17 protein-coding genes are annotated in these 20,431 nt (G+C 45.3%); 15 read left to right on the top strand and 2 right to left on the bottom strand.

Features of this window, described 5'->3' with window-relative positions; all coding sequences use genetic code 11:
- Positions 1 to 19: 19 nt before the first annotated feature.
- From ViNHUV68_RS09685 to ViNHUV68_RS09675, 3 genes are all read left to right on the top strand, one after another.
- Positions 20 to 1,015 carry a TRAP transporter substrate-binding protein gene (locus ViNHUV68_RS09685; RefSeq protein ID WP_038172944.1) on the top strand — a complete coding sequence of 332 codons (996 nt, stop codon included), beginning with the start codon at positions 20 to 22 and terminating at the stop codon, positions 1,013 to 1,015.
- A 91-nt stretch (positions 1,016 to 1,106) separates the two neighbouring features.
- Positions 1,107 to 1,775, top strand: a complete 669-nt coding sequence (locus ViNHUV68_RS09680) for a TRAP transporter small permease (protein ID WP_038172943.1) — start codon at positions 1,107 to 1,109, stop codon at positions 1,773 to 1,775.
- A 3-nt stretch (positions 1,776 to 1,778) separates the two neighbouring features.
- The gene (locus tag ViNHUV68_RS09675) at positions 1,779 to 3,140 is read left to right on the top strand and encodes a TRAP transporter large permease subunit (RefSeq protein ID WP_391087740.1); all 1,362 of its coding nucleotides are present in this window, start codon (positions 1,779 to 1,781) and stop codon (positions 3,138 to 3,140) included.
- A gap of 74 nt (positions 3,141 to 3,214) precedes the next feature.
- Here ViNHUV68_RS09675 and ViNHUV68_RS09670 read toward each other — a convergent pair whose 3' ends face one another.
- Both ViNHUV68_RS09670 and ViNHUV68_RS09665 read right to left on the bottom strand, forming a co-directional pair.
- Positions 3,215 to 4,558, bottom strand: coding sequence for a sigma 54-interacting transcriptional regulator (locus ViNHUV68_RS09670; protein ID WP_391087738.1), 1,344 nt, complete (start codon positions 4,556 to 4,558; stop codon positions 3,215 to 3,217).
- A gap of 12 nt (positions 4,559 to 4,570) precedes the next feature.
- Positions 4,571 to 6,358 carry an ATP-binding protein gene (locus ViNHUV68_RS09665; protein WP_391087735.1) on the bottom strand — a complete coding sequence of 596 codons (1,788 nt, stop codon included), beginning with the start codon at positions 6,356 to 6,358 and terminating at the stop codon, positions 4,571 to 4,573.
- A gap of 505 nt (positions 6,359 to 6,863) precedes the next feature.
- Here ViNHUV68_RS09665 and tig point away from each other — a divergent pair.
- From tig to lapB, 12 genes are all read left to right on the top strand, one after another.
- Positions 6,864 to 8,168 (top strand): trigger factor, encoded by a 1,305-nt coding sequence (gene tig / locus ViNHUV68_RS09660; protein WP_038172939.1) that lies wholly within the window; start codon positions 6,864 to 6,866, stop codon positions 8,166 to 8,168.
- A 105-nt stretch (positions 8,169 to 8,273) separates the two neighbouring features.
- A complete protein-coding gene (gene clpP, locus ViNHUV68_RS09655; protein ID WP_038172938.1) occupies positions 8,274 to 8,900 on the top strand; it encodes an ATP-dependent Clp endopeptidase proteolytic subunit ClpP in 627 nt (208 codons plus the stop codon).
- 65 nt (positions 8,901 to 8,965) lie between these two features.
- Positions 8,966 to 10,249 carry an ATP-dependent protease ATP-binding subunit ClpX gene (gene clpX / locus ViNHUV68_RS09650; protein WP_038172937.1) on the top strand — a complete coding sequence of 428 codons (1,284 nt, stop codon included), beginning with the start codon at positions 8,966 to 8,968 and terminating at the stop codon, positions 10,247 to 10,249.
- A 129-nt stretch (positions 10,250 to 10,378) separates the two neighbouring features.
- Complete coding sequence (gene lon / locus ViNHUV68_RS09645; protein WP_391087731.1) at positions 10,379 to 12,730, top strand: endopeptidase La; 2,352 nt, start codon at positions 10,379 to 10,381, stop codon at positions 12,728 to 12,730.
- A 193-nt stretch (positions 12,731 to 12,923) separates the two neighbouring features.
- Positions 12,924 to 13,196 (top strand): HU family DNA-binding protein, encoded by a 273-nt coding sequence (locus ViNHUV68_RS09640; RefSeq protein ID WP_038172935.1) that lies wholly within the window; start codon positions 12,924 to 12,926, stop codon positions 13,194 to 13,196.
- Positions 13,197 to 13,373: 177 nt separating this feature from the next.
- A complete protein-coding gene (gene ppiD / locus ViNHUV68_RS09635; RefSeq protein ID WP_391087728.1) occupies positions 13,374 to 15,230 on the top strand; it encodes a peptidylprolyl isomerase in 1,857 nt (618 codons plus the stop codon).
- 139 nt (positions 15,231 to 15,369) lie between these two features.
- Positions 15,370 to 15,663, top strand: a complete 294-nt coding sequence (locus tag ViNHUV68_RS09630) for a helix-hairpin-helix domain-containing protein (protein ID WP_391087725.1) — start codon at positions 15,370 to 15,372, stop codon at positions 15,661 to 15,663.
- A gap of 141 nt (positions 15,664 to 15,804) precedes the next feature.
- Entirely contained in the window at positions 15,805 to 16,485 is a 681-nt protein-coding gene (cmk, locus tag ViNHUV68_RS09625; RefSeq protein ID WP_038172932.1) for a (d)CMP kinase, read from the top strand.
- A 102-nt stretch (positions 16,486 to 16,587) separates the two neighbouring features.
- The gene (gene rpsA / locus ViNHUV68_RS09620; RefSeq protein WP_038172931.1) at positions 16,588 to 18,258 is read left to right on the top strand and encodes a 30S ribosomal protein S1; all 1,671 of its coding nucleotides are present in this window, start codon (positions 16,588 to 16,590) and stop codon (positions 18,256 to 18,258) included.
- Positions 18,259 to 18,469: 211 nt separating this feature from the next.
- Positions 18,470 to 18,751, top strand: a complete 282-nt coding sequence (ihfB, locus tag ViNHUV68_RS09615) for an integration host factor subunit beta (RefSeq protein WP_038172930.1) — start codon at positions 18,470 to 18,472, stop codon at positions 18,749 to 18,751.
- Between the two features lie 142 nt (positions 18,752 to 18,893).
- A complete protein-coding gene (locus tag ViNHUV68_RS09610; protein ID WP_100752013.1) occupies positions 18,894 to 19,172 on the top strand; it encodes a LapA family protein in 279 nt (92 codons plus the stop codon).
- Between the two features lie 28 nt (positions 19,173 to 19,200).
- Positions 19,201 to 20,370 carry a lipopolysaccharide assembly protein LapB gene (gene lapB / locus ViNHUV68_RS09605; RefSeq protein WP_038172928.1) on the top strand — a complete coding sequence of 390 codons (1,170 nt, stop codon included), beginning with the start codon at positions 19,201 to 19,203 and terminating at the stop codon, positions 20,368 to 20,370.
- Positions 20,371 to 20,431 lie beyond the last annotated feature (61 nt).

Genomic DNA, 20,431 nt, shown 5'->3' with positions numbered 1-20,431 from the left:
TTTAACAAGGAGAATAATAATGCTTAAGCCATTGACCCTACTATCTGCTTCAATTCTTGCTGTGACCAGTTTTAATGCTGCGGCGAACTGTGACCCGGGTGAAACGGTCATCAAGTTCAGCCATGTAACGAATACAGATAAACACCCGAAAGGAATCGCGGCTTCATTACTTGAAAAGCGTGTCAACGAAGAGATGAACGGAAAAATGTGTATGCAGGTTTTCCCAAACTCAACGCTTTATGATGATGATAAAGTGCTTGAAGCGCTGCTTAATGGTGATGTGCAACTTGCTGCCCCTTCTTTGTCAAAGTTTGAAAAGTTCACTAAAAAATACCGTATCTTCGATCTGCCTTTCTTGTTTGAAGATGTTGAAGCGGTTGACCGTTTCCAAAATTCACAAGCAGGTGAAAAGCTCAAGAATGCAATGCGTCGCCGTGGCCTTCAAGGCTTGGCGTTTTGGCATAATGGCATGAAGCAGATGTCGGCTAACCAGCCACTTATCTCTCCTGAAGATGCGAAAGGCCTCAAGTTCCGTGTACAGGCGTCAGATGTATTGGTTGCTCAGTTTGAACAGCTTGGCGCTAACCCACAGAAAATGTCATTCAAAGAAGTTTACGGTGGTCTACAAACCAAAGTTATCGATGGCCAAGAAAACACATGGTCAAACATCTACGGTAAAAAATTCTTCGAAGTTCAGGACGGCATTACCGAAACAAACCACGGCATCTTGGATTACCTTGTGGTGACGTCTAAAGATTTTTGGAAAGGACTACCTGAAGATCAGCGTCGTCAACTTGGTAACATCATTCAAGAAGTTACCGAAGCACGTAACGCAGAGTCTTCGAAGGTTAATCTTGCCAACAAGAACAATATCATTGAAGCCGGCGGTGTAGTTCGTTCTTTGACTGCTGAACAGCGTCAAGAATGGGTGACAGCACTTCAACCCGTGTGGAAGAAGTTTGAGAAAGACATTGGTTCAGACTTAATCGAAGCCGCATTGGCGTCGAACCAGTAATTACCAACAATAATTATAACGATCTCTAACTATTGGCCCTCTTGTTCGGGAGGAGGGCCTTTATTTGAACTGCGATAAAGTGAAGAAACTTATGGAACAGTCTATTTTTGCCAGAATCGGGAAGGTGACGGACGCAATCGAGGAAACTCTGATCGCGTTTTTCTTAGGAGCGATGACCTTGCTCACTTTTGCTAACGTTGTGTTTCGCTATGTCTTTAATGACAACATTTTATGGGCGTTGGAACTAACGGTCTTTATGTTCGCTTGGATGGTGCTGGTTGGCGCATCATACGGAGTGAAAAAGCATTTCCACATCGGCGTTGATGTTATTATCAACCTCGCGCCAGAGAAACTGCGCAAAATCTACGCTCTCGCCGCTGCCGCTGGTTGTTTGACCTTTTCTATTCTACTGCTGATTGGCTCATGGAACTATTGGTATCCCTTTGCGACCGAGCGTGCGTGGTATGAAACCGACGATATTCCGATGCCAGAGATACTGCAATTTATGGCGGATTGGCTTAATGAAGGCGAGCGTTACGAAAAACTGCCACGTTTTATTCCTTATATGGCGCTGCCGATCGGTATGGCGTTGCTGACATTACGTTTTGCACAAGCCACTTGGCAGATCATGACTGGCGAGCTTGATCGTCTTATTGCTGGCCATGAAGCGGAAGAAGAACTCGAAGCATGGAAAGAAGAACTCAAAGACGCGGGCGAGGCGATGGAACCTAAACACAACAATAACAGCAAGGAGAGCTAAGCCATGGATATTTTATTCTTATTTATCATGGTGATTGGCTTTATGCTGATCGGTGTACCAATTGCGGTGTCATTGGGTCTATCAAGTGTCTTGTTCTTAATGATCCATTCTGACGCGTCACTGGCGTCAGTGGCACAAACCTTATTCAATGCATTTGCCGGACACTACACTTTACTCGCGATTCCATTTTTTATTCTCGCTTCAAGTTTTATGTCTACTGGTGGGGTGGCGAAACGTATTATTCGCTTTGCCATCGCGATGGTTGGTTGGTTCCGCGGCGGCCTCGCGATGGCCTCTGTGGTTGCCTGTATGATGTTTGCCGCGCTGTCGGGGTCATCTCCTGCAACGGTAGTGGCTATCGGTAGTATTGTTATCGCCGGTATGATTAAAAACGGCTATTCAAAAGATTTTGCGGCCGGAGTTATTTGTAATGCCGGGACGCTAGGAATCTTGATTCCACCTTCTATCGTTATGGTGGTGTATGCGGCGGCGACGGATGTATCCGTAGGTCGTATGTTCTTAGGTGGCGTGATTCCTGGCCTGTTGGCGGGCGTAATGTTGATGATAGCTATCTACATTGCGGCGCGCGTAAAGAACCTACCGAAACAACCCTTTGTAGGTTGGAAGGAAATGTTTAATTCAGCAAAGGATGCCAGCTGGGGTCTATTGCTGGTGGTCATTATTCTTGGTGGTATCTACGGTGGTGTTTTCACCCCGACCGAAGCTGCTGCCGTTGCGGCCATTTACTCATTCTTTATCGCTAACTTTGTCTACAAAGACATGGGACCATTTTCCGATAAGAAAAACACCAAGCCTGCACTGGTCAAGATTGTTCAAGCGTTTGTGCATAAAGACACAAAACAGACTCTGTACGACGCGGGTAAGCTGACCATTATGTTGCTGTTTATCATTGCTAATGCTTTGATCCTCAAGCACGTACTGACGGAAGAACGCATCCCTCAGATGATTACTGAGTCGATGTTATCGGCCGGACTGGGGCCGATCACCTTCCTCATTGTGGTCAACGTTCTACTGTTGATTGGCGGTCAGTTTATGGAACCATCGGGTCTGCTGATCATTGTTGCTCCACTGGTGTTCCCAATTGCGATTGCGCTGGGCATCGACCCTATTCACCTTGGTATCATGATGGTGGTCAATATGGAGATTGGCATGATAACGCCGCCAGTGGGGCTCAACTTGTTTGTCACTGCTGGGGTGGCCAAAATGTCGATGATGCAAGTGGTCAAAGCGGCATTGCCATGGGTCGGAGTGATGTTCTTGTTCTTGATCATTGTGACTTATGTACCTTGGGTATCAACCTGGCTACCAACCACCCTGATGGGGCCAGAAATCATCACCAAGTAGTGCTTGATTAGAAACGTAATAAAAAGCCCCGCAATGATGTCATTGCGGGGCTTTTTATTGGCATGTGGCATTGGTTAATCAGATTTGTAGTTATCTTTATCTAACCCATATCTTTGCATTTTATCGTAGAGGGTTTTCCGTGCGAGTTGCAGTTGCTGCATGGTTTGCTTGATGCTGCCTTGGTGATGGTTCAAGGCTTGTTCGATGAGACTCTTTTCAAACTCAGCCATCTGTTCGGCCAGTCCCATATCGTGGCTCTCTGGCTCAGGTTGACCATCGAACTGCGACAATCTACCAAGTAAAACAAAACGTTCAGCTGCATTGCGCAGTTCACGCACGTTACCCGGCCAGTCGTGGCTCATTAACTGATGGATTTGTTGCGCCTCTATCGCGGGTGCTGATTTACCATAGCGCGCGGCAGCCACTAACAAAAAGTGATGGAATAAGGTTGGAATGTCTTCTTTACGTTGTCTCAGTGGCGGTAAATCGAGTGTGACAACATTGAGGCGATAATAGAGATCTTCGCGAAAGATCCCTTCACTTGCGGCTTGCTTAAGATCAACCTTGGTTGCCGCAATCACTCGGATATCAATCGGGATCAGTTCATTAGAGCCAACGCGTTCAATCACACGCTCTTGTAATACCCGCAGCAGACGAATTTGTGCTTGCATCGGCATTGACTCAATCTCATCTAAGAACAGTGTTCCGCCTTGTGCATGTTCAAATTTGCCAATACGTTGATTGTCTGCGCCAGTGAATGCGCCTTTTTCATGGCCGTATAGCTCGCTTTCAATCAGGTTTTCTGGAACTGCGCCGCAGTTAATCGCGACAAAATTATTGTCGCGACGAGAGCTTTGTTCGTGAATCGAGCGGGCAAACAGCTCTTTCCCGGTTCCGGTCTCGCCAAACAGTAAAATGTCGGCACTGGTGTCGGCGATATGGATGATGGTATCGCGCAACGCCTGAATTGATGGTGTGTCACCAATAATTCGCGGGCCTAACGCCTGACTCGCTTTCAAGCTACGTTTTAGCTCTTGGTTCTCTATTGTCAGCTCACGTTTTTCTAGGGCGCGTCGGGTCGTGTCTATCAGGCGATCAATCGGAAATGGCTTTTCAATGAAATCATAAGCGCCGTTTTGTAGGGCATTTACCGCCATCGAGATGTCGCCGTGACCAGTAATTAAGATCACCGGAATATCTGCATCTTGGTGCAAAATGCTCGACAACATGTTCTCGCCAGAAAGACCAGGCAGACAGATGTCTGTAATCACAACCTTTGGCAGTCCATCGATTTTAATCGCCAATAGGGCGTCTTCGGCACTGGCGAAAAATCGCGCTGAGATCTCTTCAAGTTCAAAGCTTTGTTCAATGGCGAGACGAATGTCGCCCTCGTCATCGATGAATATTACATCGTACATCGGTGTTCCTTGTTACGCTTGTTCGGTGTTCAGCGGCAGTGAAATAATAAAACGCGCGCCACCTAATGGTGATTCATTGACTTGCAGGCGGCCATTCATGGCTTGCATGATCTGTTGTGAGATCGATAAACCAAGCCCTAAACCATTTTTCTTGGTGGTGTAGAAGGGCTCAAACAGTTGGGCTCGTTGGTTAAACGGAATCCCAGGACCGTTGTCATCGACATAAATACACAGCTGTTGATCTCGTTGTTGGGTCGAGATAACGACCTGCTTATGACTTTGTTGTGTCACGGCTTGCAGCGCATTGGTGATGAGATTAATCAACACTTGCTCAAATTGAATTGGGTTGAGCTCTACCTCTGGTAGTGGATCGCCAAGCTGTAACGTCAACTCAGTTTGCTCGGCTTTAAATTGCGCGCTGAGCAGCTCTTTGGCAGCGATGATCAACGGAGAGACATCAAGCTGGCTTATTTCGTTACTGTCACTCTTTTTGGCAAATGAACGCAGTTGATTACTGATCTTTGCCATTCTATCGGTCAATGCCGAGATGCGCATTAAATTATCATCGACGCGATCATAACTTTGCTTAACCAGAAAGCGTCGAGCATTGTCGGCGAAACTGCGAATTGCGGCGAGAGGATTATTCAACTCGTGGCTAATACTCGCCGACATTTGCCCTAATACCGCCAGTTTGGCCGCTTGGATTAGTTCGTTTTGTGTCTGACGTAATGCTTGCTCGGTTTTGACTCGTTCATGAATTTCCGCTTGTAATTCTGAAGTACGCTCCATCACCAAAAACTCAAGTTTTTGTCTGGCCTCTGATTGTAACTGCTCGAACTGACGTTTTTTTAACTGGCGTTGGTAGGCAAGTTGCAGTGAAAGGTAGGCGATGACAAACAGCAAGCTGGTTACTAAAGCAAAGCTTAATGAGTTCCAAACCAAAATGGATTTCGAACTCAGTACTCGCAAGGTCAGTGGGTGTTTACTTAATGGACGTGAAGAGACTAAGTAGTCATTTTCAAACCCAGAGGCCGTCGGGTTTTTTAACTCAGCATGCTCTTGGCTTATATCTCCAATAAGATTCATTGAACGAATTGGTTTATCTAAGTACTGGCGACTGTTAAGAATAGTCAAACGATCCTGTTCAGACAGAGGGGTTAAACTTTTAAACAACCAGTCGTCATTGCTTGACATAAAGATGACATTATTGGCGTCGGTAGCGACGAAGATATTGGTTCTATTTTGCCAATTGGCCTCAATCGCAGTGAGATCTGTCTTAATTACGATGACGCCAATGATTTCCGCCGCGTAGGTGACGGGATAAGAGAAATAGTAGCCGCGTTGTTTGGAGCTTGAACCGAGCGCAAAATATTGACTGCGCTGCCCTTGGATAGCGTCTGAAAAGTAAGGTCGCCAAGCGTAATTCCGCCCCAAGAACGATCGCTCAAGGTTCCAGTTGCTTGACGCAATGGTATTGCCATACTCATCAAGCAGGTAAGCGTCCGTCGATTGGATGATTTGATTAACCTGCTCAAGAAAGCGGTTGGTCAACTCTATCTGCGCCGTATTGTTGGGCGACTGGAGAGCGGCAACTAGAGCGGGGTCTTTGGCGATCAACTGCGGTAAATGCGCATACTTATCGAGTTTACTAGAAATGTACTCAGCAAAACGTTCTAGTTGTTCTTGATGGTTTGCTAACTGCCTGTTTTCACTTGATTGCCAAAACCAACTTGAGCCACCGATAACGACAAAAACGTACAGCACCAGTAGAGTAAATTTGCTGCGACGAAACGTTAGCATTTCAATCCCTGAATGATTTCTTTAACTGGCTATAGCGTAAAGGGTTTTGTTACAAATGTGTTTAGGGGCATTGATAAATTGAGGGATAAAACCGGACTTAGATCGACTTTTGTCTTTAAACTCAAAAAAAACATTAGTTTCTCTTGAAAAAGACTTTAATGTCCCCATTTCTGAGTGCAAAGAAACCGTAATTGGTGTTTTTTTTAGCAGTTAAGTGAGTTTTTAGGGTTATCGCGTGGCGATCTCTGCGATCGGCTCGACAGCTATCGATCTGCTCGGTAGAATGCTGCGTCTAAATTTTTAATCCTGAGGCTAATCGGAGATACCTTTAGCGACGATTGTTCGAGAAGATATCGCTGATTAGTCCGGTAACTAAGATGGCTTAGTTTCCGATACTCGATTTATGAAGAGTACTCATAGAGTACATACAAGGATGGGTTCTCTCTATAACACGAGTGGAGCACATAAGCTCAGTAATCTGAGCCAGTTTTGAGGTTAATGAATAATGCAAGTTACTGTTGAAACGCTAGAGGGCCTACAGCGCCGTCTAAACATTACTGTTCCTGCTGCAAACATCGAAGATGCTGTAACAGCTGAACTACGCAACATCGCAAAAAACCGTCGTTTCGATGGTTTCCGTAAAGGCAAAGTGCCGCTAAAAATGGTTGCGCAGATGTACGGCAAAGCAGTACGTCAAGACGTGATGGGCGAAGTAATGCAACGTCACTTCATCGAAGCGATCGTTAAAGAAAAAATCAACCCAGCAGGCGCCCCAGCTTTCGCTCCAGTAGAGAACAATGAAGGTCAAGACCTAGTGTTCACTGCAACTTTTGAAGTTTACCCAGAAGTTGAGCTGAAAGGTCTTGATAAGATCACTGTTGAAAAACCAACAACTGAAGTTCAAGATGCTGACGTTGAAGAGATGATCGACACACTTCGCAAGCAGCAAGCTGCTTGGGTTGAAGTTGAAGAAGCCGCTGGCGAAGGCAAGCGTGCAACAATTGATTTCGTTGGTTCTATTGACGGTGAAGAGTTTGAAGGCGGTAAAGCTGAAAACTTCCCACTAGAAATGGGTGCAGGTCGTATGATCCCAGGTTTTGAAGATGGTATCGCAGGTAAGACTGCTGGTATGGAATTCGAAATCGATGTGACATTCCCTGAAGATTACCACGCTGAAAACCTAAAAGGTAAAGCGGCTAAGTTTGCTATCAAAGTAAACAAAGTTGAAGCGCGTGAGCTACCAGAACTAAACGACGAGTTTGTTTCTAAGTTCGGTGTTGCTGAAGGTGGTATTGATGCACTTAAAGCAGAAGTTCGTAAGAACATGGAACGTGAGCTTAAGCAAGCGATCAAAAACCGTATCAAAGAGCAAGCGCTTGACGGCCTAGTGAAAGAGAACGACATCGACGTTCCTACTGCACTTATCGATCAAGAGATCGGTACGCTACGTCAGCAAGCTGCGCAACGCTTTGGCGGTAACCCTGAAGCAGCAGCGCAGCTTCCACGCGAATTGTTCGAAGAGCAAGCTAAACGTCGCGTAGTTGTTGGTCTACTTCTAGGTGAAGTGATCAAGTCTGAAGAGCTAAAAGCGGACGACGAAAAAGTTAAAGCTATCATCGAAGAGATGGCAACAGCATACGAAGATCCAGCAGAAGTCGTTGCTTACTACGAGCAAAACGAGCAAATGATGAACAACATGCGTAACGTTGCTCTTGAAGAGCAAGCGATTGACGCTATCATTGCTAAAGCTCAGGTGACTGAAGCGGCCGTTAGCTTCAACGAGCTAATGAACCAGCAGCCAGCAGCGTAATAAGCAATATAGTGCTTAGAAGGTTGACTTAGCGTTAACTATTCTGCTAACAATGGTCCGTATGAAATATTTCATCCGGGCCATTTATTTTAGGGACATAACAATATGAGCTACCAAGAAAAAAATGCAATGTCACCAATTTTAGACGCGCTAGTACCAATGGTGGTTGAACAGACTTCCCGTGGTGAACGTTCTTACGACATTTACTCTCGTTTGCTTAAAGAACGTGTCATATTCCTAACCGGTCAAGTAGAAGATCAGATGGCAAATCTTGTCGTGGCTCAACTACTTTTCCTTGAATCTGAAAACCCAGACAAAGACATTTTCCTCTACATTAACTCGCCAGGTGGCAGCGTAACAGCAGGTATGTCTATTTACGACACCATGCAGTTTATTAAGCCAAATGTAAGCACGGTTTGTATGGGACAAGCTTGTTCAATGGGCGCTTTCCTGCTCGCAGGTGGTGCTCAAGGTAAGCGTTACGTTTTACCTAATTCACGTGTGATGATTCACCAACCATTGGGTGGTTTCCAAGGTCAGGCATCTGATATCCAGATCCATGCCCAAGAAATTCTGACCATTAAACAAAGACTCAATAAACTTCTTGCTGAGCATACCGGCCAGCCACTAGAAGTGATTGAGCGTGATACTGACCGCGATAACTTTATGGCAGCAGATCAAGCTGTGGAATACGGTTTAGTCGATGCAATTCTGACTCAACGCGGCGAATAACTAGCAAGATTGGGGTATATTGATATACACTCAATTTATATCAGTAAAGGCTAAGAGGTTAGCGAATGACAGATAAAAGCAAAGAGAGCGGTAGTAGTAAGCTTCTTTACTGCTCTTTCTGCGGCAAAAGCCAGCACGAAGTTCGCAAGCTAATCGCTGGTCCGTCAGTCTATATTTGTGACGAATGTGTCGATTTGTGTAACGACATTATTCGTGAAGAAATTAAAGATGTTCTACCAAAGAAACAATCCGAAGCGCTTCCTGTGCCTCGCGATATTCGTGAACACCTTGATGACTACGTGATCGGTCAAGATTACGCTAAGAAAGTGTTAGCAGTAGCCGTTTATAACCACTATAAGCGTTTACGAAATGGAGATACAACGAGCGAAGGTGTTGAACTTGGTAAAAGTAACATTCTTCTGATTGGTCCAACGGGTAGTGGTAAAACACTGTTGGCAGAGACCTTAGCTCGTTTCCTAGATGTACCATTCACTATGGCTGACGCAACCACGCTAACAGAAGCGGGTTACGTTGGTGAAGATGTCGAAAACATCATCCAGAAATTGCTGCAAAAATGTGATTACGACGTCGCTAAAGCGGAACGTGGTATTGTGTACATCGATGAAATCGACAAGATTTCTCGTAAAGCTGAAAACCCATCGATCACGCGTGACGTGTCGGGTGAGGGTGTTCAGCAAGCGCTATTGAAATTGATCGAAGGCACGGTTGCTTCGGTTCCACCTCAAGGTGGTCGTAAGCATCCACAACAAGAGTTCCTCCAAGTAGATACATCTAAGATTCTATTTATTTGTGGTGGTGCTTTTGCGGGTCTCGATAAAGTGATTGAGCAGCGTGTTGCGACAGGCACAAGCATTGGCTTTGGCGCCGAAGTTCGTTCAAAAGACGAAACCAAAACTGTGGGTGAGTTGTTCACTCAAGTCGAACCCGAAGATTTGGTTAAATATGGCCTTATCCCTGAGTTCATTGGTCGTCTTCCTGTAACAACGACGTTGACAGAGCTCGACGAGGACGCACTGATTCAGATTCTGTGTGAACCAAAGAACGCCCTGACCAAACAATACGCAGCGCTGTTTGAACTAGAAGATGCCGAACTTGAATTCCGTGAAGACGCCCTACGTGCTATCGCCAAAAAAGCGATGGAGCGCAAAACAGGTGCTCGTGGTCTACGTTCAATTCTAGAAAACGTGTTGCTTGAAACCATGTATGAACTGCCATCAATGAATGACGTAAGTAAAGTCGTTATTGATGAGTCAGTGATTAAAGGTGAATCTGAGCCTCTGCTGATTTATAGCAACTCAGATAATCAAGCTGCAGGCGCAGAATCATAATCTAAATCACAGATTTAGAGACAGATAGAAAGGGAGTAATCATTTACTCCCTTTTTTTTATTCTTTCATTGAATCCAACCAATTAGCCCCCATATACTGCTCATAAGACTAAGCGGAAGAGAGAAGCATATGAACTTGGAACGTTCCGAACGTATCGAGATCCCCGTACTACCTCTAAGAGATGTAGTCGTTTACCCGCATATGGTAATTCCTTTGTTTGTTGGCCGTGAAAAGTCGATCGCCTGTCTAGAGGCGGCGATGGATAACAACAAGCAAGTGTTATTAGTAGCGCAAAAAGAAGCGGATACTGATGAGCCAAATCAGGCAGATATGTTTGAAGTGGGTACCGTTGCCACCATCCTACAATTGCTGAAATTGCCAGATGGCACGGTGAAGGTGTTAGTAGAAGGTCAGCAACGCGCCAAAATTAACCACTTTATCGAAAATGACTTCTTTTACGCTGAGGCTCAGTACCTTACAACGGCTGAGCTGGATGAGCGCGAGCAAGAAGTGATTGTTCGTAGTGCTATTAATCAGTTTGAAGGCTTCATTAAGCTTAACAAGAAGATTCCACCAGAAGTACTAACGTCACTCAATGGTATTGATGAAGCAGCGCGTCTGGCTGATACCATCGCGGCGCACATGCCATTAAAGTTAGCTGACAAACAGAGAGTACTTGAGCTGCTTGAAGTGAGTGAGCGTCTTGAGTTCTTAATGGGTCAGATGGAGTCTGAAATCGACTTACTTCAAGTTGAGAAGCGCATCCGTACCCGCGTTAAGAAACAGATGGAAAAATCTCAGCGTGAGTACTATCTGAATGAGCAGATGAAAGCGATTCAGAAAGAACTGGGTGAGAGCGAAGATGGTGTTGATGAGTTTGAAACGCTTAAGCAGAAAATCATCGATGCTAAGATGCCAAAAGAAGCGCGCGAGAAAACCGAGCAAGAACTGCAAAAGCTGAAGATGATGTCGCCAATGTCGGCCGAAGCGACAGTGGTACGTGGCTATATTGATTGGATGCTTGGCGTACCTTGGAACAAACGTTCTAAAGTGAAGAAAGATCTCGCCAAAGCGGAAAAAGTGCTTAATGAAGACCATTATGGTCTAGAGCGAGTCAAAGAACGCATTCTTGAATACCTCGCAGTACAAAGCCGAATCAATAAGCTCAAAGGGCCAATCCTTTGTCTTGTTGGTCCTCCTGGTGTCGGTAAAACTTCATTAGGTCGCTCAATTGCAGCGGCAACAGGTCGCCAGTACACCCGTATGGCACTTGGTGGCGTGCGTGATGAAGCGGAGATTCGTGGACATCGTCGTACATACATCGGCTCGATGCCTGGCAAACTGATTCAGAAAATGTCGAAAGTTGGCGTTAAGAATCCGTTGTTCTTGCTAGATGAGATTGACAAAATGTCTTCGGACATGCGTGGCGATCCTTCGTCTGCTCTATTGGAAGTACTTGATCCTGAACAGAACAATGCATTTAACGACCACTACCTTGAGGTTGACTACGATCTCTCTGATGTGATGTTCGTTGCGACGTCTAACTCGATGAATATACCTGGTCCACTGCTGGATCGTATGGAAGTGATTCGTCTGTCAGGTTACACCGAGGACGAAAAGCTCAATATTGCTAAGCGCCACTTAGTAGACAAGCAGATTAAGCGTAATGGCTTGAAAACGGGTGAAATCGAGATTGAAGACTCAGCCATCATTGGCATTATCCGTTACTACACCCGTGAAGCTGGGGTACGTAGCCTAGAGCGTGAAATTTCTAAGATTTGTCGTAAAGCGGTTAAAAACATTCTTCTGGCACCAGAGCTGAAGAAAGTTACAGTCAACATTGATAACCTCAAAGAGTACTTAGGGGTGCAACGCCACGACTTTGGTAAAGCGGAAGACAGCAACCGTATCGGCCAAGTTACTGGTCTAGCTTGGACGGAAGTGGGCGGTGATCTGCTGACTATCGAAACGCAATCAATGCCAGGTAAAGGTAAGCTCACTCAAACAGGCTCTCTGGGCGATGTGATGCAGGAGTCGATTCAAGCTGCGATGACCGTGGTTCGCTCTCGTGCTGAGAAGTTAGGAATTAACACCGACTTCTATGAGAAGCGTGATATTCACGTGCACGTGCCTGAAGGTGCGACACCAAAAGATGGTCCAAGTGCGGGTATCGCAATGTGTACCGCTTTAGTATCGAGCCTAACTGGTAATCCGGTTAAAGCTGAAGTAGCAATGACTGGGGAAATTACCCTACGTGGTGAAGTGCTTCCGATTGGCGGCCTTAAAGAGAAGTTGCTAGCGGCACACCGTGGTGGCATCAAAACGGTGCTTATTCCAAAAGACAACGAGCGTGATTTGGAAGAGATTCCAGACAACGTTATCGCCGATCTTACTGTGATTCCAGTACGTTGGATTGACGAAGTATTGAAAGTTGCATTGGAAAAAGATCCGTCAGGTGTTGAGTTTGCCATCGAAAAATAGTGATGTGCAGCAAAAATAAGTAAAAGATTACGCTGATAAGCATAAAAAGGCTTGTCAGCGTTTTTTTTGGGCGCTAACGTTAGCGACTATAGCTTCAAGCCTTGTATTGTAAGGGTTTGTCGTTAATTTGAAACGAAATGGAACGTATAGCCACCTATAAAAATACAACCAGGTGGCGCAAAGGGGAATCACAGTGAATAAAACACAATTAGTAGAAAAAATCGCAGAAAATGCAGATCTATCTAAAGCTTCTGCAGGTCGTGCTCTAGACGCATTCATCGAAGCAGTTGGCGAAACTCTGCAATCAGGTGACCAAGTTGCTCTAGTTGGCTTTGGTACATTCAGCGTTCGCACTCGTGCTGCACGCACAGGTCGTAATCCAAAGACTGGTGAAGAGATCCAAATCGCTGAAGCAAAAGTACCAGCATTTAAAGCGGGTAAAGCTCTAAAAGATTCTTGCAATTAATCAAAAAATCGTCATTTAGACGTATTTTTTCGAACCTTTTTAAATTATGCGCATCATACTGATGCGCATTTCTTTTTCTGATATTATCGCGCTATCCAGATTTTTAATTTAGTAATGTACGTCGCACTGGCTAAAGCAGCATTTGAGTGCGTTGTATAAGCGGAGAGTAGTTTAAGTATGATGGACCGATTACGCGAAGGCGTTAATAGCATCGCGGTTAAAATTATCTTAGGGCTTATCATCCTGTCTTTTGTGTTCGCGGGAGTTGGTAGCTACATTATCGGTGGCTCTAACAATGCAGCAGCAAAAGTAGGTAATGTTGAGATTGGTCGTGGTGAGTTTGAGCAAGCTTATCAAAATGAACGTAATCGTATGCAGGCTCAGCTTGGTGATTACTTCTCTAACCTGCTTGCCGATCCAAGTTATGTTGAGTCTTTCCGCAAGTCTGTTCTTGATCGTATGGTTGACGATTTGTTGCTAGAACAGCACGCAGAGTCATTAGGTTTACGTGTGAGTGACTCTCAGGTAAGAACGCTGATCTTAGAGATGCCTCAATTCCAAGTCGACGGCCAGTTTGACCAAGACATCTACCAAACCGCGCTGCGTCGTGCTGGGTTCTCTCCTGAGAGCTTTGCTGAGTACCTTCGTCGTGATTTGGTACGCAATCAACTGCTAACGGCTATCCAAGCTAGTGACTTTTCACTGCCTGGCGAAGTGGAAGCGCAAAGTAAATTACTGACTCAAACTCGTGACATTAAGAAAATTACTTTATCACGTGCAGATTTTGCCGCTAAAGCTGAGCTGTCTGAGCAAGAAATTGAACAGTACTATCAACAAAACGCTGAGCGTTATACTCGTCCGGAACAAGCCAAAGTTGCTTACATCGAACTTTCTGCGCAGCAGTTGAAACAAGCGTTCGAAGTGTCTGACGAAGAAGCTAAGCAATACTACCAAGAGCATCTAGACAAATATTCGTCTGAAGAGCAGCGTAGTGTCAGCCATATTCTGATTGAAGGTGATGACCAAGCAAAAGCGCAAGCTATCTTAGATGAGTTAAACGCGGGTGCCGATTTTGCAGCTTTGGCTGAAGAGAAATCCGATGACTTTGGCAGTTCGTCACAAGGTGGATCGCTAGGTTGGATTGAGCGTGATGTCATGGACCCTACGTTTGAAGAGGCCGCATTTGGTCTACAAAATGTTGGTGATACGACGGGCTTGGTTAAATCGAGCTTTGGTTACCACATCATTAAGCTTGACGAGTTGAAAGATTCAGTGGCTAAGCCTTACCAAGACGTAGCCTCAGACATCAAGCAAGAGCTTAAGGATCAGCGCGCTGTTGATAAGTTCTACGAACTGCAAAGTGAACTTGAGCGCATTGCTTTTGAATATCCAGACTCTCTCGACGATGCAGCAATTGCGATTGATGCTAAGATCCAAACGACGGACTTTATCTCTGAATCTGATGCCCCTGAGCTATTGAAAGCGCCAGCGGTTATGCAGGCGATTCTAAGCCCAGAAGTCAAAGAAGATGGATTAAACTCTGAAGTGATTGAAGTTGCACCAGAGCACGTGATCGTCTTGCGTGTAGAAGAGAGTCGTGATGAAACCGTGCTTCCACTCGAAGAGGTTCGTTCACAGGTGACTGAATCACTGGCGAACATCAAAGGTGAACAGGCTGCGATGGAATTAGCGCAAACGGTGATTGAAGACCTTAAGCAAGGTGAGCAGGCTTCTCTTGTTGAGAACGATTTGGTGTTCAGCGAGACTGAAACCCTTGATCGCAGCTCTCCGTTAGCCGATGTTATCTTCTCTATGGCGAAACCTGCAGAGGGACAAGCTGAGTTCGCGTCAGCCAAAGATCTTAATGGTGACATCGTTATCGTTGAGCTAACTAAGGTTGCTGCTGACTTTGATCCGCAGTATAACCAGCAAATTGGCGCTCAGATCACTCAGGTCAACTCTCAGCAAGATTTATCGGGTCTAGTGAGTATTTTACGTAAGACCATCGATATCGAGTACTACGTTGTGAACTGATCGCAACAGATAATGTAATTGATACATCGATAAAAAACGGACTGCTTCGGCAGTCCGTTTTATTTTGTCTCTCAGGCGTGTTGCTTTTTCATCAATCAGGATAGTCTCAACGGACTTCACACCAAAGAGGAATACCCAAATGATGAAAACCGTTTTGCTGGCTTTTGTTTTGTTCTGTGTCAGCCCGTTAAGCTTCTCGCAGCAGCAGGATGTAGACCCAAAATATGATGGTATTGAAATCACGGTCAACATTAATCAAGCCAGTGCGCAAGAGTTAGCGGATCTGTTAAAGGGGATTGGACTGAAAAAAGCGCAAGCGATTATCGACTATCGTCAGCACAATGGTGACTTTACCAGTGCTGATGCACTCACGGCGATAAAAGGGATCGGTCCATCCATTGTTGAAAAAAATCGCGACCGGATTGAGCTATAACTGTTCGTAAGAGCGCGAGGGCGCTCTTTTTTTTAATTCACTTCGATCCTGCCTAGAACCTACACTCGTTTACCTCTATAATTTCACGCCGAACAGGGTCTCAGCATTAAGCTTTGACGCGCAACCAACATGGAGTAAAACATGTCGTCTCATACACCGGTGGTCACCGTTGATGGACCGAGCGGTGCCGGTAAAGGTACGCTTTGTATGCTACTAGCCAAACAGCTAGGTTTTCACTTACTAGATTCTGGTGCGATCTACCGCGTACTTGCGCTTGCAGCCATTCACCATGGTGTCGATTTAGAGTCTGAAGATGCCCTGGTTCCTCTTGCGACCCATTTAGATGTTCAATTCATTGCTGAAGGTGACTTGGTAAAAGTGATCCTTGAAGGTGAAGATGTCTCGGGTGAATTGCGTAAAGAAGTCACCGGTATGGCGGCATCAAAAGTGGCGGCGCTACCACGTGTAAGAGAAGCGCTACTGCGCCGTCAACGAGCGTTTGCTGACGGCAGAGGTTTGGTCGCGGATGGACGCGACATGGGCACGGTGGTTTTTCCACAAGCAGAAGTAAAGATTTTCCTTGATGCGAGTGCGCAAGAGCGCGCGAGTCGTCGCCTTAAACAGTTGCAAGGCAAAGGGTTAGATGTTAGATTTGACGACCTTTTGAGCGAGATCCAAGAGCGTGACGATCGAGATCGTAACCGCCCAGTAGCGCCATTACGCCCTGCTGAGGATGCGCTTTTGCTTGATTCTACTACGATGAGTATCGACGAAGTGGTAGAAAAAGCACTACAATATATCGAATCGAAGCTAGTAGCATAGGCTGCTAGGTAAGAGCGTTGGTCGCAAGGATGATGACTGGCGAATTTAATAACCCCACGCGGTAGGATACCCGTGGACGTTTAATTTATTGAAGATTAAATAATGACTGAATCTTTTGCTCAACTCTTTGAAGAGTTTCTAAACGAAACCGAATTCCAACAAGGCAGTATCGTTAAAGGTACTGTAGTAGCTATCGAGAACGGTTTCGTTCTTGTTGATGCTGGTCTTAAGTCTGAATCTGCTATCCCTGCTGAACAGTTCAAGAACGCTGCTGGCGAACTTGAAGTTGAAGTTGGCGCTGAAGTAGACGTAGCTCTAGACGCTGTTGAAGATGGTTTCGGTGAAACTCAACTTTCTCGTGAGAAAGCGAAGCGTCACGAAGCTTGGATCGTACTTGAGAAAGCTTGTGAAGAAGCTGAAACTGTTGTTGGTATCATCAACGGTAAAGTTAAAGGCGGTTTCACTGTTGAACTAAACGGTATCCGTGCTTTCCTTCCTGGTTCTCTAGTAGACGTTCGCCCAATCCGCGACACTGCTCACCTAGAAAACAAAGAGCTAGAGTTCAAAGTTATCAAACTTGACCAGAAGCGTAACAACGTAGTTGTTTCTCGTCGTGCAGTAATCGAGTCTGAGAACAGTGTTGAGCGTGATGAGCTTCTAGAAACTCTACAAGAAGGCGCAGAAGTTAAAGGTATCGTTAAGAACCTTACTGACTACGGTGCATTCGTAGACCTAGGCGGCGTTGACGGCCTGCTACACATCACTGACATGGCTTGGAAGCGCGTTAAGCACCCTTCTGAGATCGTTAACGTTGGTGACGAGATCCAAGTTAAAGTTCTTAAGTTCGATCGTGAGCGTACTCGCGTATCACTAGGTCTTAAGCAACTAGGCGAAGATCCATGGGTAGCAATCGCTAAGCGTTACCCAGAAGGTCACAAACTATCTGGTCGCGTTACTAACCTAACTGACTACGGCTGTTTCGTTGAAATCGAAGAAGGCGTTGAAGGTCTAGTACACGTTTCTGAAATGGATTGGACTAACAAGAACATTCACCCATCTAAAGTTGTTAATGTTGGCGACGAAGTTGAAGTTATGGTTCTTGAAATCGACGAAGAACGTCGTCGTATCTCTCTAGGTCTGAAACAGTGTAAAGCTAACCCATGGCAGTCATTCGCTGAAGCGCAAGCTAAAGGCGATAAAGTAACTGGTAAGATCAAGTCTATCACTGACTTTGGTATCTTTATCGGTCTAGACGGCGGCATCGATGGTCTAGTTCACCTATCTGACATTTCTTGGAATGTTGCTGGTGAAGAAGCGGTACGTGAGTACAAGAAAGGCGACGAAATCTCTGCAGTTGTTCTAGCAGTAGACGCTGAGCGTGAGCGCATTTCTCTAGGCGTTAAGCAAATGGAAAATGACCCATTCAATGCTTACGTTGCAGACAACAAGAAAGGTGCTCTAGTTAACGGTACTGTTACAGCAGTAGACGCTAAAGGTGCAACTATCGAGCTTGAAGAAGGCGTAGAAGGTTACATCCGCGCTTCTGAAGTTGCTCGTGACCGCATCGAAGACGCTTCTCTAATCTTGAGTGTTGGTGACAGTGTTGAAGCGAAGTTCACAGGTGTAGACCGTAAGAACCGCGTAATCAACCTATCTATCAAAGCTAAAGACGAAGCTGACGAGCAAGAAGCAATGGCTTCACTGAACAAAGCAGATGATGCTTCATTCGGTAACGCTATGGCTGACGCTTTCAAAGCAGCTAAAGGCGAATAATTGTTTCGCTTTTAAGTTAAAGGAGCCGTAAGGCTCCTTTTTTATATTTTAATTTTGAATAGTGGTAATACCAATCTCTACAAGTCGCTCAAGAAAAAGCACTTTTTCTTTGCACACATTGCTCAAATATTGTCTAAAATGTAAGGCAAGTGTTTGTTGGAACTGGTATTGCTTACTATAATAAGTGATAAATTACTCTATGAGGACAACTATGACTAAGTCTGAATTGATCGAAAGACTCTGTGCTGAACAGACGCACCTGTCTGCAAAAGAGATAGAGGATGCTGTAAAAGATATTTTAGAGCATATGGCGTCAACGTTAGAAGCCGGTGACAGAATCGAGATTCGTGGTTTCGGCAGCTTTTCTTTGCATTACCGAGAACCGCGTGTTGGGCGCAATCCGAAAACGGGTGAAAAGGTTGAGTTAGAAGGTAAGTTCGTTCCTCACTTTAAGCCTGGTAAAGAATTGCGTGAACGCGTAAATCTTGATTAAAGAGCAGTAACATACTGATTTGAGAGCGGCATACATAGTGTATGCCGCTTTTTTATCCTTCGAATTAGCAGAGATAACCATGGTTTGTTTGGCGCTTTTCCTGCATAATCGTAACGGCGGAATTTATCTTAGGTGATGGACTATGAAAATTATAAAAATCGTTCTCGTACTGGCCCTATTTTTAATTGCACTGGCACTCGGCTCCCAGAACCAAGTGGTGGTGACTTTTAACTACCTACTTGCACAGGGTGATTTTCATCTTTCAACATTGTTAGGTGTCGTGTTTGTCGTTGGCTTTGCGTTAGCATGGTTGGTCTTTGGTAGCTTACATCTAAAGTCTCAGCTTCAAGTGCGCAAGTTGAGGAAAAAACTCAATAAACTTTCTCCAGCTACAAGTGAACCATCTCAAGGTAAAGCTTAGCAGTCGTATTTAGGTAGGCTATTACTCGATGTTAGAAATTCTCTTCTTGCTATTGCCAATCGCCGCCGCATACGGCTGGTATATGGGCAACCGAAGTGCTCAGCAAGACAAGCAGAAACAATCCCATCAGATTTCTCGACAATATGTAACGGGCTTAAACCTGTTGCTATCGGATCAGTCTGATAAAGCGGTTGATCACTTTATCGAGCTTCTTCAGGTCGACAATGAGACCATCGATACCCATCTCGCTCTCGGCAATCTTTTCCGCTCCCGGGGTGAAGTTGATCGCGCCATCCGTATCCACCAAAACCTTATCTCTCGTTCCGGTTTGACTATCGACCAGAAAAACATCGCGTTACAACAACTAGCAAAAGATTATATGGTTTCCGGCTTTTTGGATCGTGCCGAGAAGATTTTTGAACAGTTAGTTGAAGAGCCTGATCACAAAGAGGCCGCGCTGCAGCAATTAGTCGCTATTTATCAGCAAACGCGTGAATGGAGCAAAGCCATCCATTATGCCAATTTGTTGGTTAAAATGGGTCGTAAGCGCATGCGGACCAGCATTGGTCATTTCTGGTGTGAATTGGCAATGCAAGAGAAGTCTGATGGTAACGACACTATGGCTATTCAGCACTTTAAACGTGCCTTAACGGAAGATCCTAAGTGTGTCCGGGCGAGTATTGCGCTCGGTAAGTTATACCTTGAGTCAGAAGACTATAAAAATACCATCAAGTACATGGAGCGTGTGCTTGAGCAAGACAGTGACTTTATTAGTGAAGTACTACCAACACTGGCTGAGTGTTATCACCACATTGGTCAAGAAGATGAATTACTTGGCTTCTTACGCGAGTGCATCGTCAGCAAAGCGGGGGTTTCGGCAGAGCTAATGCTCGCGCAGCTTGTTGCTCAACATGATGGGGTGGGTGCGGCACAAGAGCTGTTAACTCGACAACTCGTTAAGAACCCAACCATGAAAGGCTTCTATCGTTTGATGGATTATCATTTAGCAGAGGCTGAAGAAGGCCGTGCTAAAGCCAGTCTCGGTACACTGCAAAAACTGGTGGGTGAACAATTAAAAACGAAGCCTCACTATCGCTGTCGTAAATGCGGATTTTCTACCCACTCAATGTACTGGCATTGTCCTTCATGCAAAGGGTGGGGAACCATCAAGCCAATTCGAGGACTTGATGGTGAATAGGCAAATCATTGGGTCTATCCCAGAATAAAATGGCAGTGGTGATCCCGCTGCTTTTTTTCGA

The sequence above is a fragment of the Vibrio sp. NH-UV-68 genome (genome assembly GCF_042940635.1).
Taxonomy (GTDB): Bacteria; Pseudomonadota; Gammaproteobacteria; order Enterobacterales; family Vibrionaceae; genus Vibrio; species Vibrio pacinii.
Note: the sequence above shows the minus strand (reverse complement) of the source record. Positions and strands in the feature narration are given on the sequence as shown.

What these genes read in the sequence shown, in the direction of transcription:
- ViNHUV68_RS09675 (WP_391087740.1), top strand. Translation starts at nt 1,779, where the DNA reads ATGGATATTTTATTCTTATTTATCATGGTGATTGGCTTTATGCTGATC.
- lapB (WP_038172928.1), top strand. Translation starts at nt 19,201, where the DNA reads ATGTTAGAAATTCTCTTCTTGCTATTGCCAATCGCCGCCGCATACGGC.
- clpP (WP_038172938.1), top strand. Translation starts at nt 8,274, where the DNA reads ATGAGCTACCAAGAAAAAAATGCAATGTCACCAATTTTAGACGCGCTA.
- ViNHUV68_RS09665 (WP_391087735.1), bottom strand. Translation starts at nt 6,358, where the DNA reads ATGCTAACGTTTCGTCGCAGCAAATTTACTCTACTGGTGCTGTACGTT.
- ppiD (WP_391087728.1), top strand. Translation starts at nt 13,374, where the DNA reads ATGATGGACCGATTACGCGAAGGCGTTAATAGCATCGCGGTTAAAATT.
- cmk (WP_038172932.1), top strand. Translation starts at nt 15,805, where the DNA reads ATGTCGTCTCATACACCGGTGGTCACCGTTGATGGACCGAGCGGTGCC.
- ViNHUV68_RS09685 (WP_038172944.1), top strand. Translation starts at nt 20, where the DNA reads ATGCTTAAGCCATTGACCCTACTATCTGCTTCAATTCTTGCTGTGACC.
- ViNHUV68_RS09630 (WP_391087725.1), top strand. Translation starts at nt 15,370, where the DNA reads ATGATGAAAACCGTTTTGCTGGCTTTTGTTTTGTTCTGTGTCAGCCCG.
- rpsA (WP_038172931.1), top strand. Translation starts at nt 16,588, where the DNA reads ATGACTGAATCTTTTGCTCAACTCTTTGAAGAGTTTCTAAACGAAACC.
- clpX (WP_038172937.1), top strand. Translation starts at nt 8,966, where the DNA reads ATGACAGATAAAAGCAAAGAGAGCGGTAGTAGTAAGCTTCTTTACTGC.
- ViNHUV68_RS09680 (WP_038172943.1), top strand. Translation starts at nt 1,107, where the DNA reads ATGGAACAGTCTATTTTTGCCAGAATCGGGAAGGTGACGGACGCAATC.
- ihfB (WP_038172930.1), top strand. Translation starts at nt 18,470, where the DNA reads ATGACTAAGTCTGAATTGATCGAAAGACTCTGTGCTGAACAGACGCAC.
- ViNHUV68_RS09610 (WP_100752013.1), top strand. Translation starts at nt 18,894, where the DNA reads ATGAAAATTATAAAAATCGTTCTCGTACTGGCCCTATTTTTAATTGCA.
- ViNHUV68_RS09670 (WP_391087738.1), bottom strand. Translation starts at nt 4,558, where the DNA reads ATGTACGATGTAATATTCATCGATGACGAGGGCGACATTCGTCTCGCC.
- lon (WP_391087731.1), top strand. Translation starts at nt 10,379, where the DNA reads ATGAACTTGGAACGTTCCGAACGTATCGAGATCCCCGTACTACCTCTA.
- tig (WP_038172939.1), top strand. Translation starts at nt 6,864, where the DNA reads ATGCAAGTTACTGTTGAAACGCTAGAGGGCCTACAGCGCCGTCTAAAC.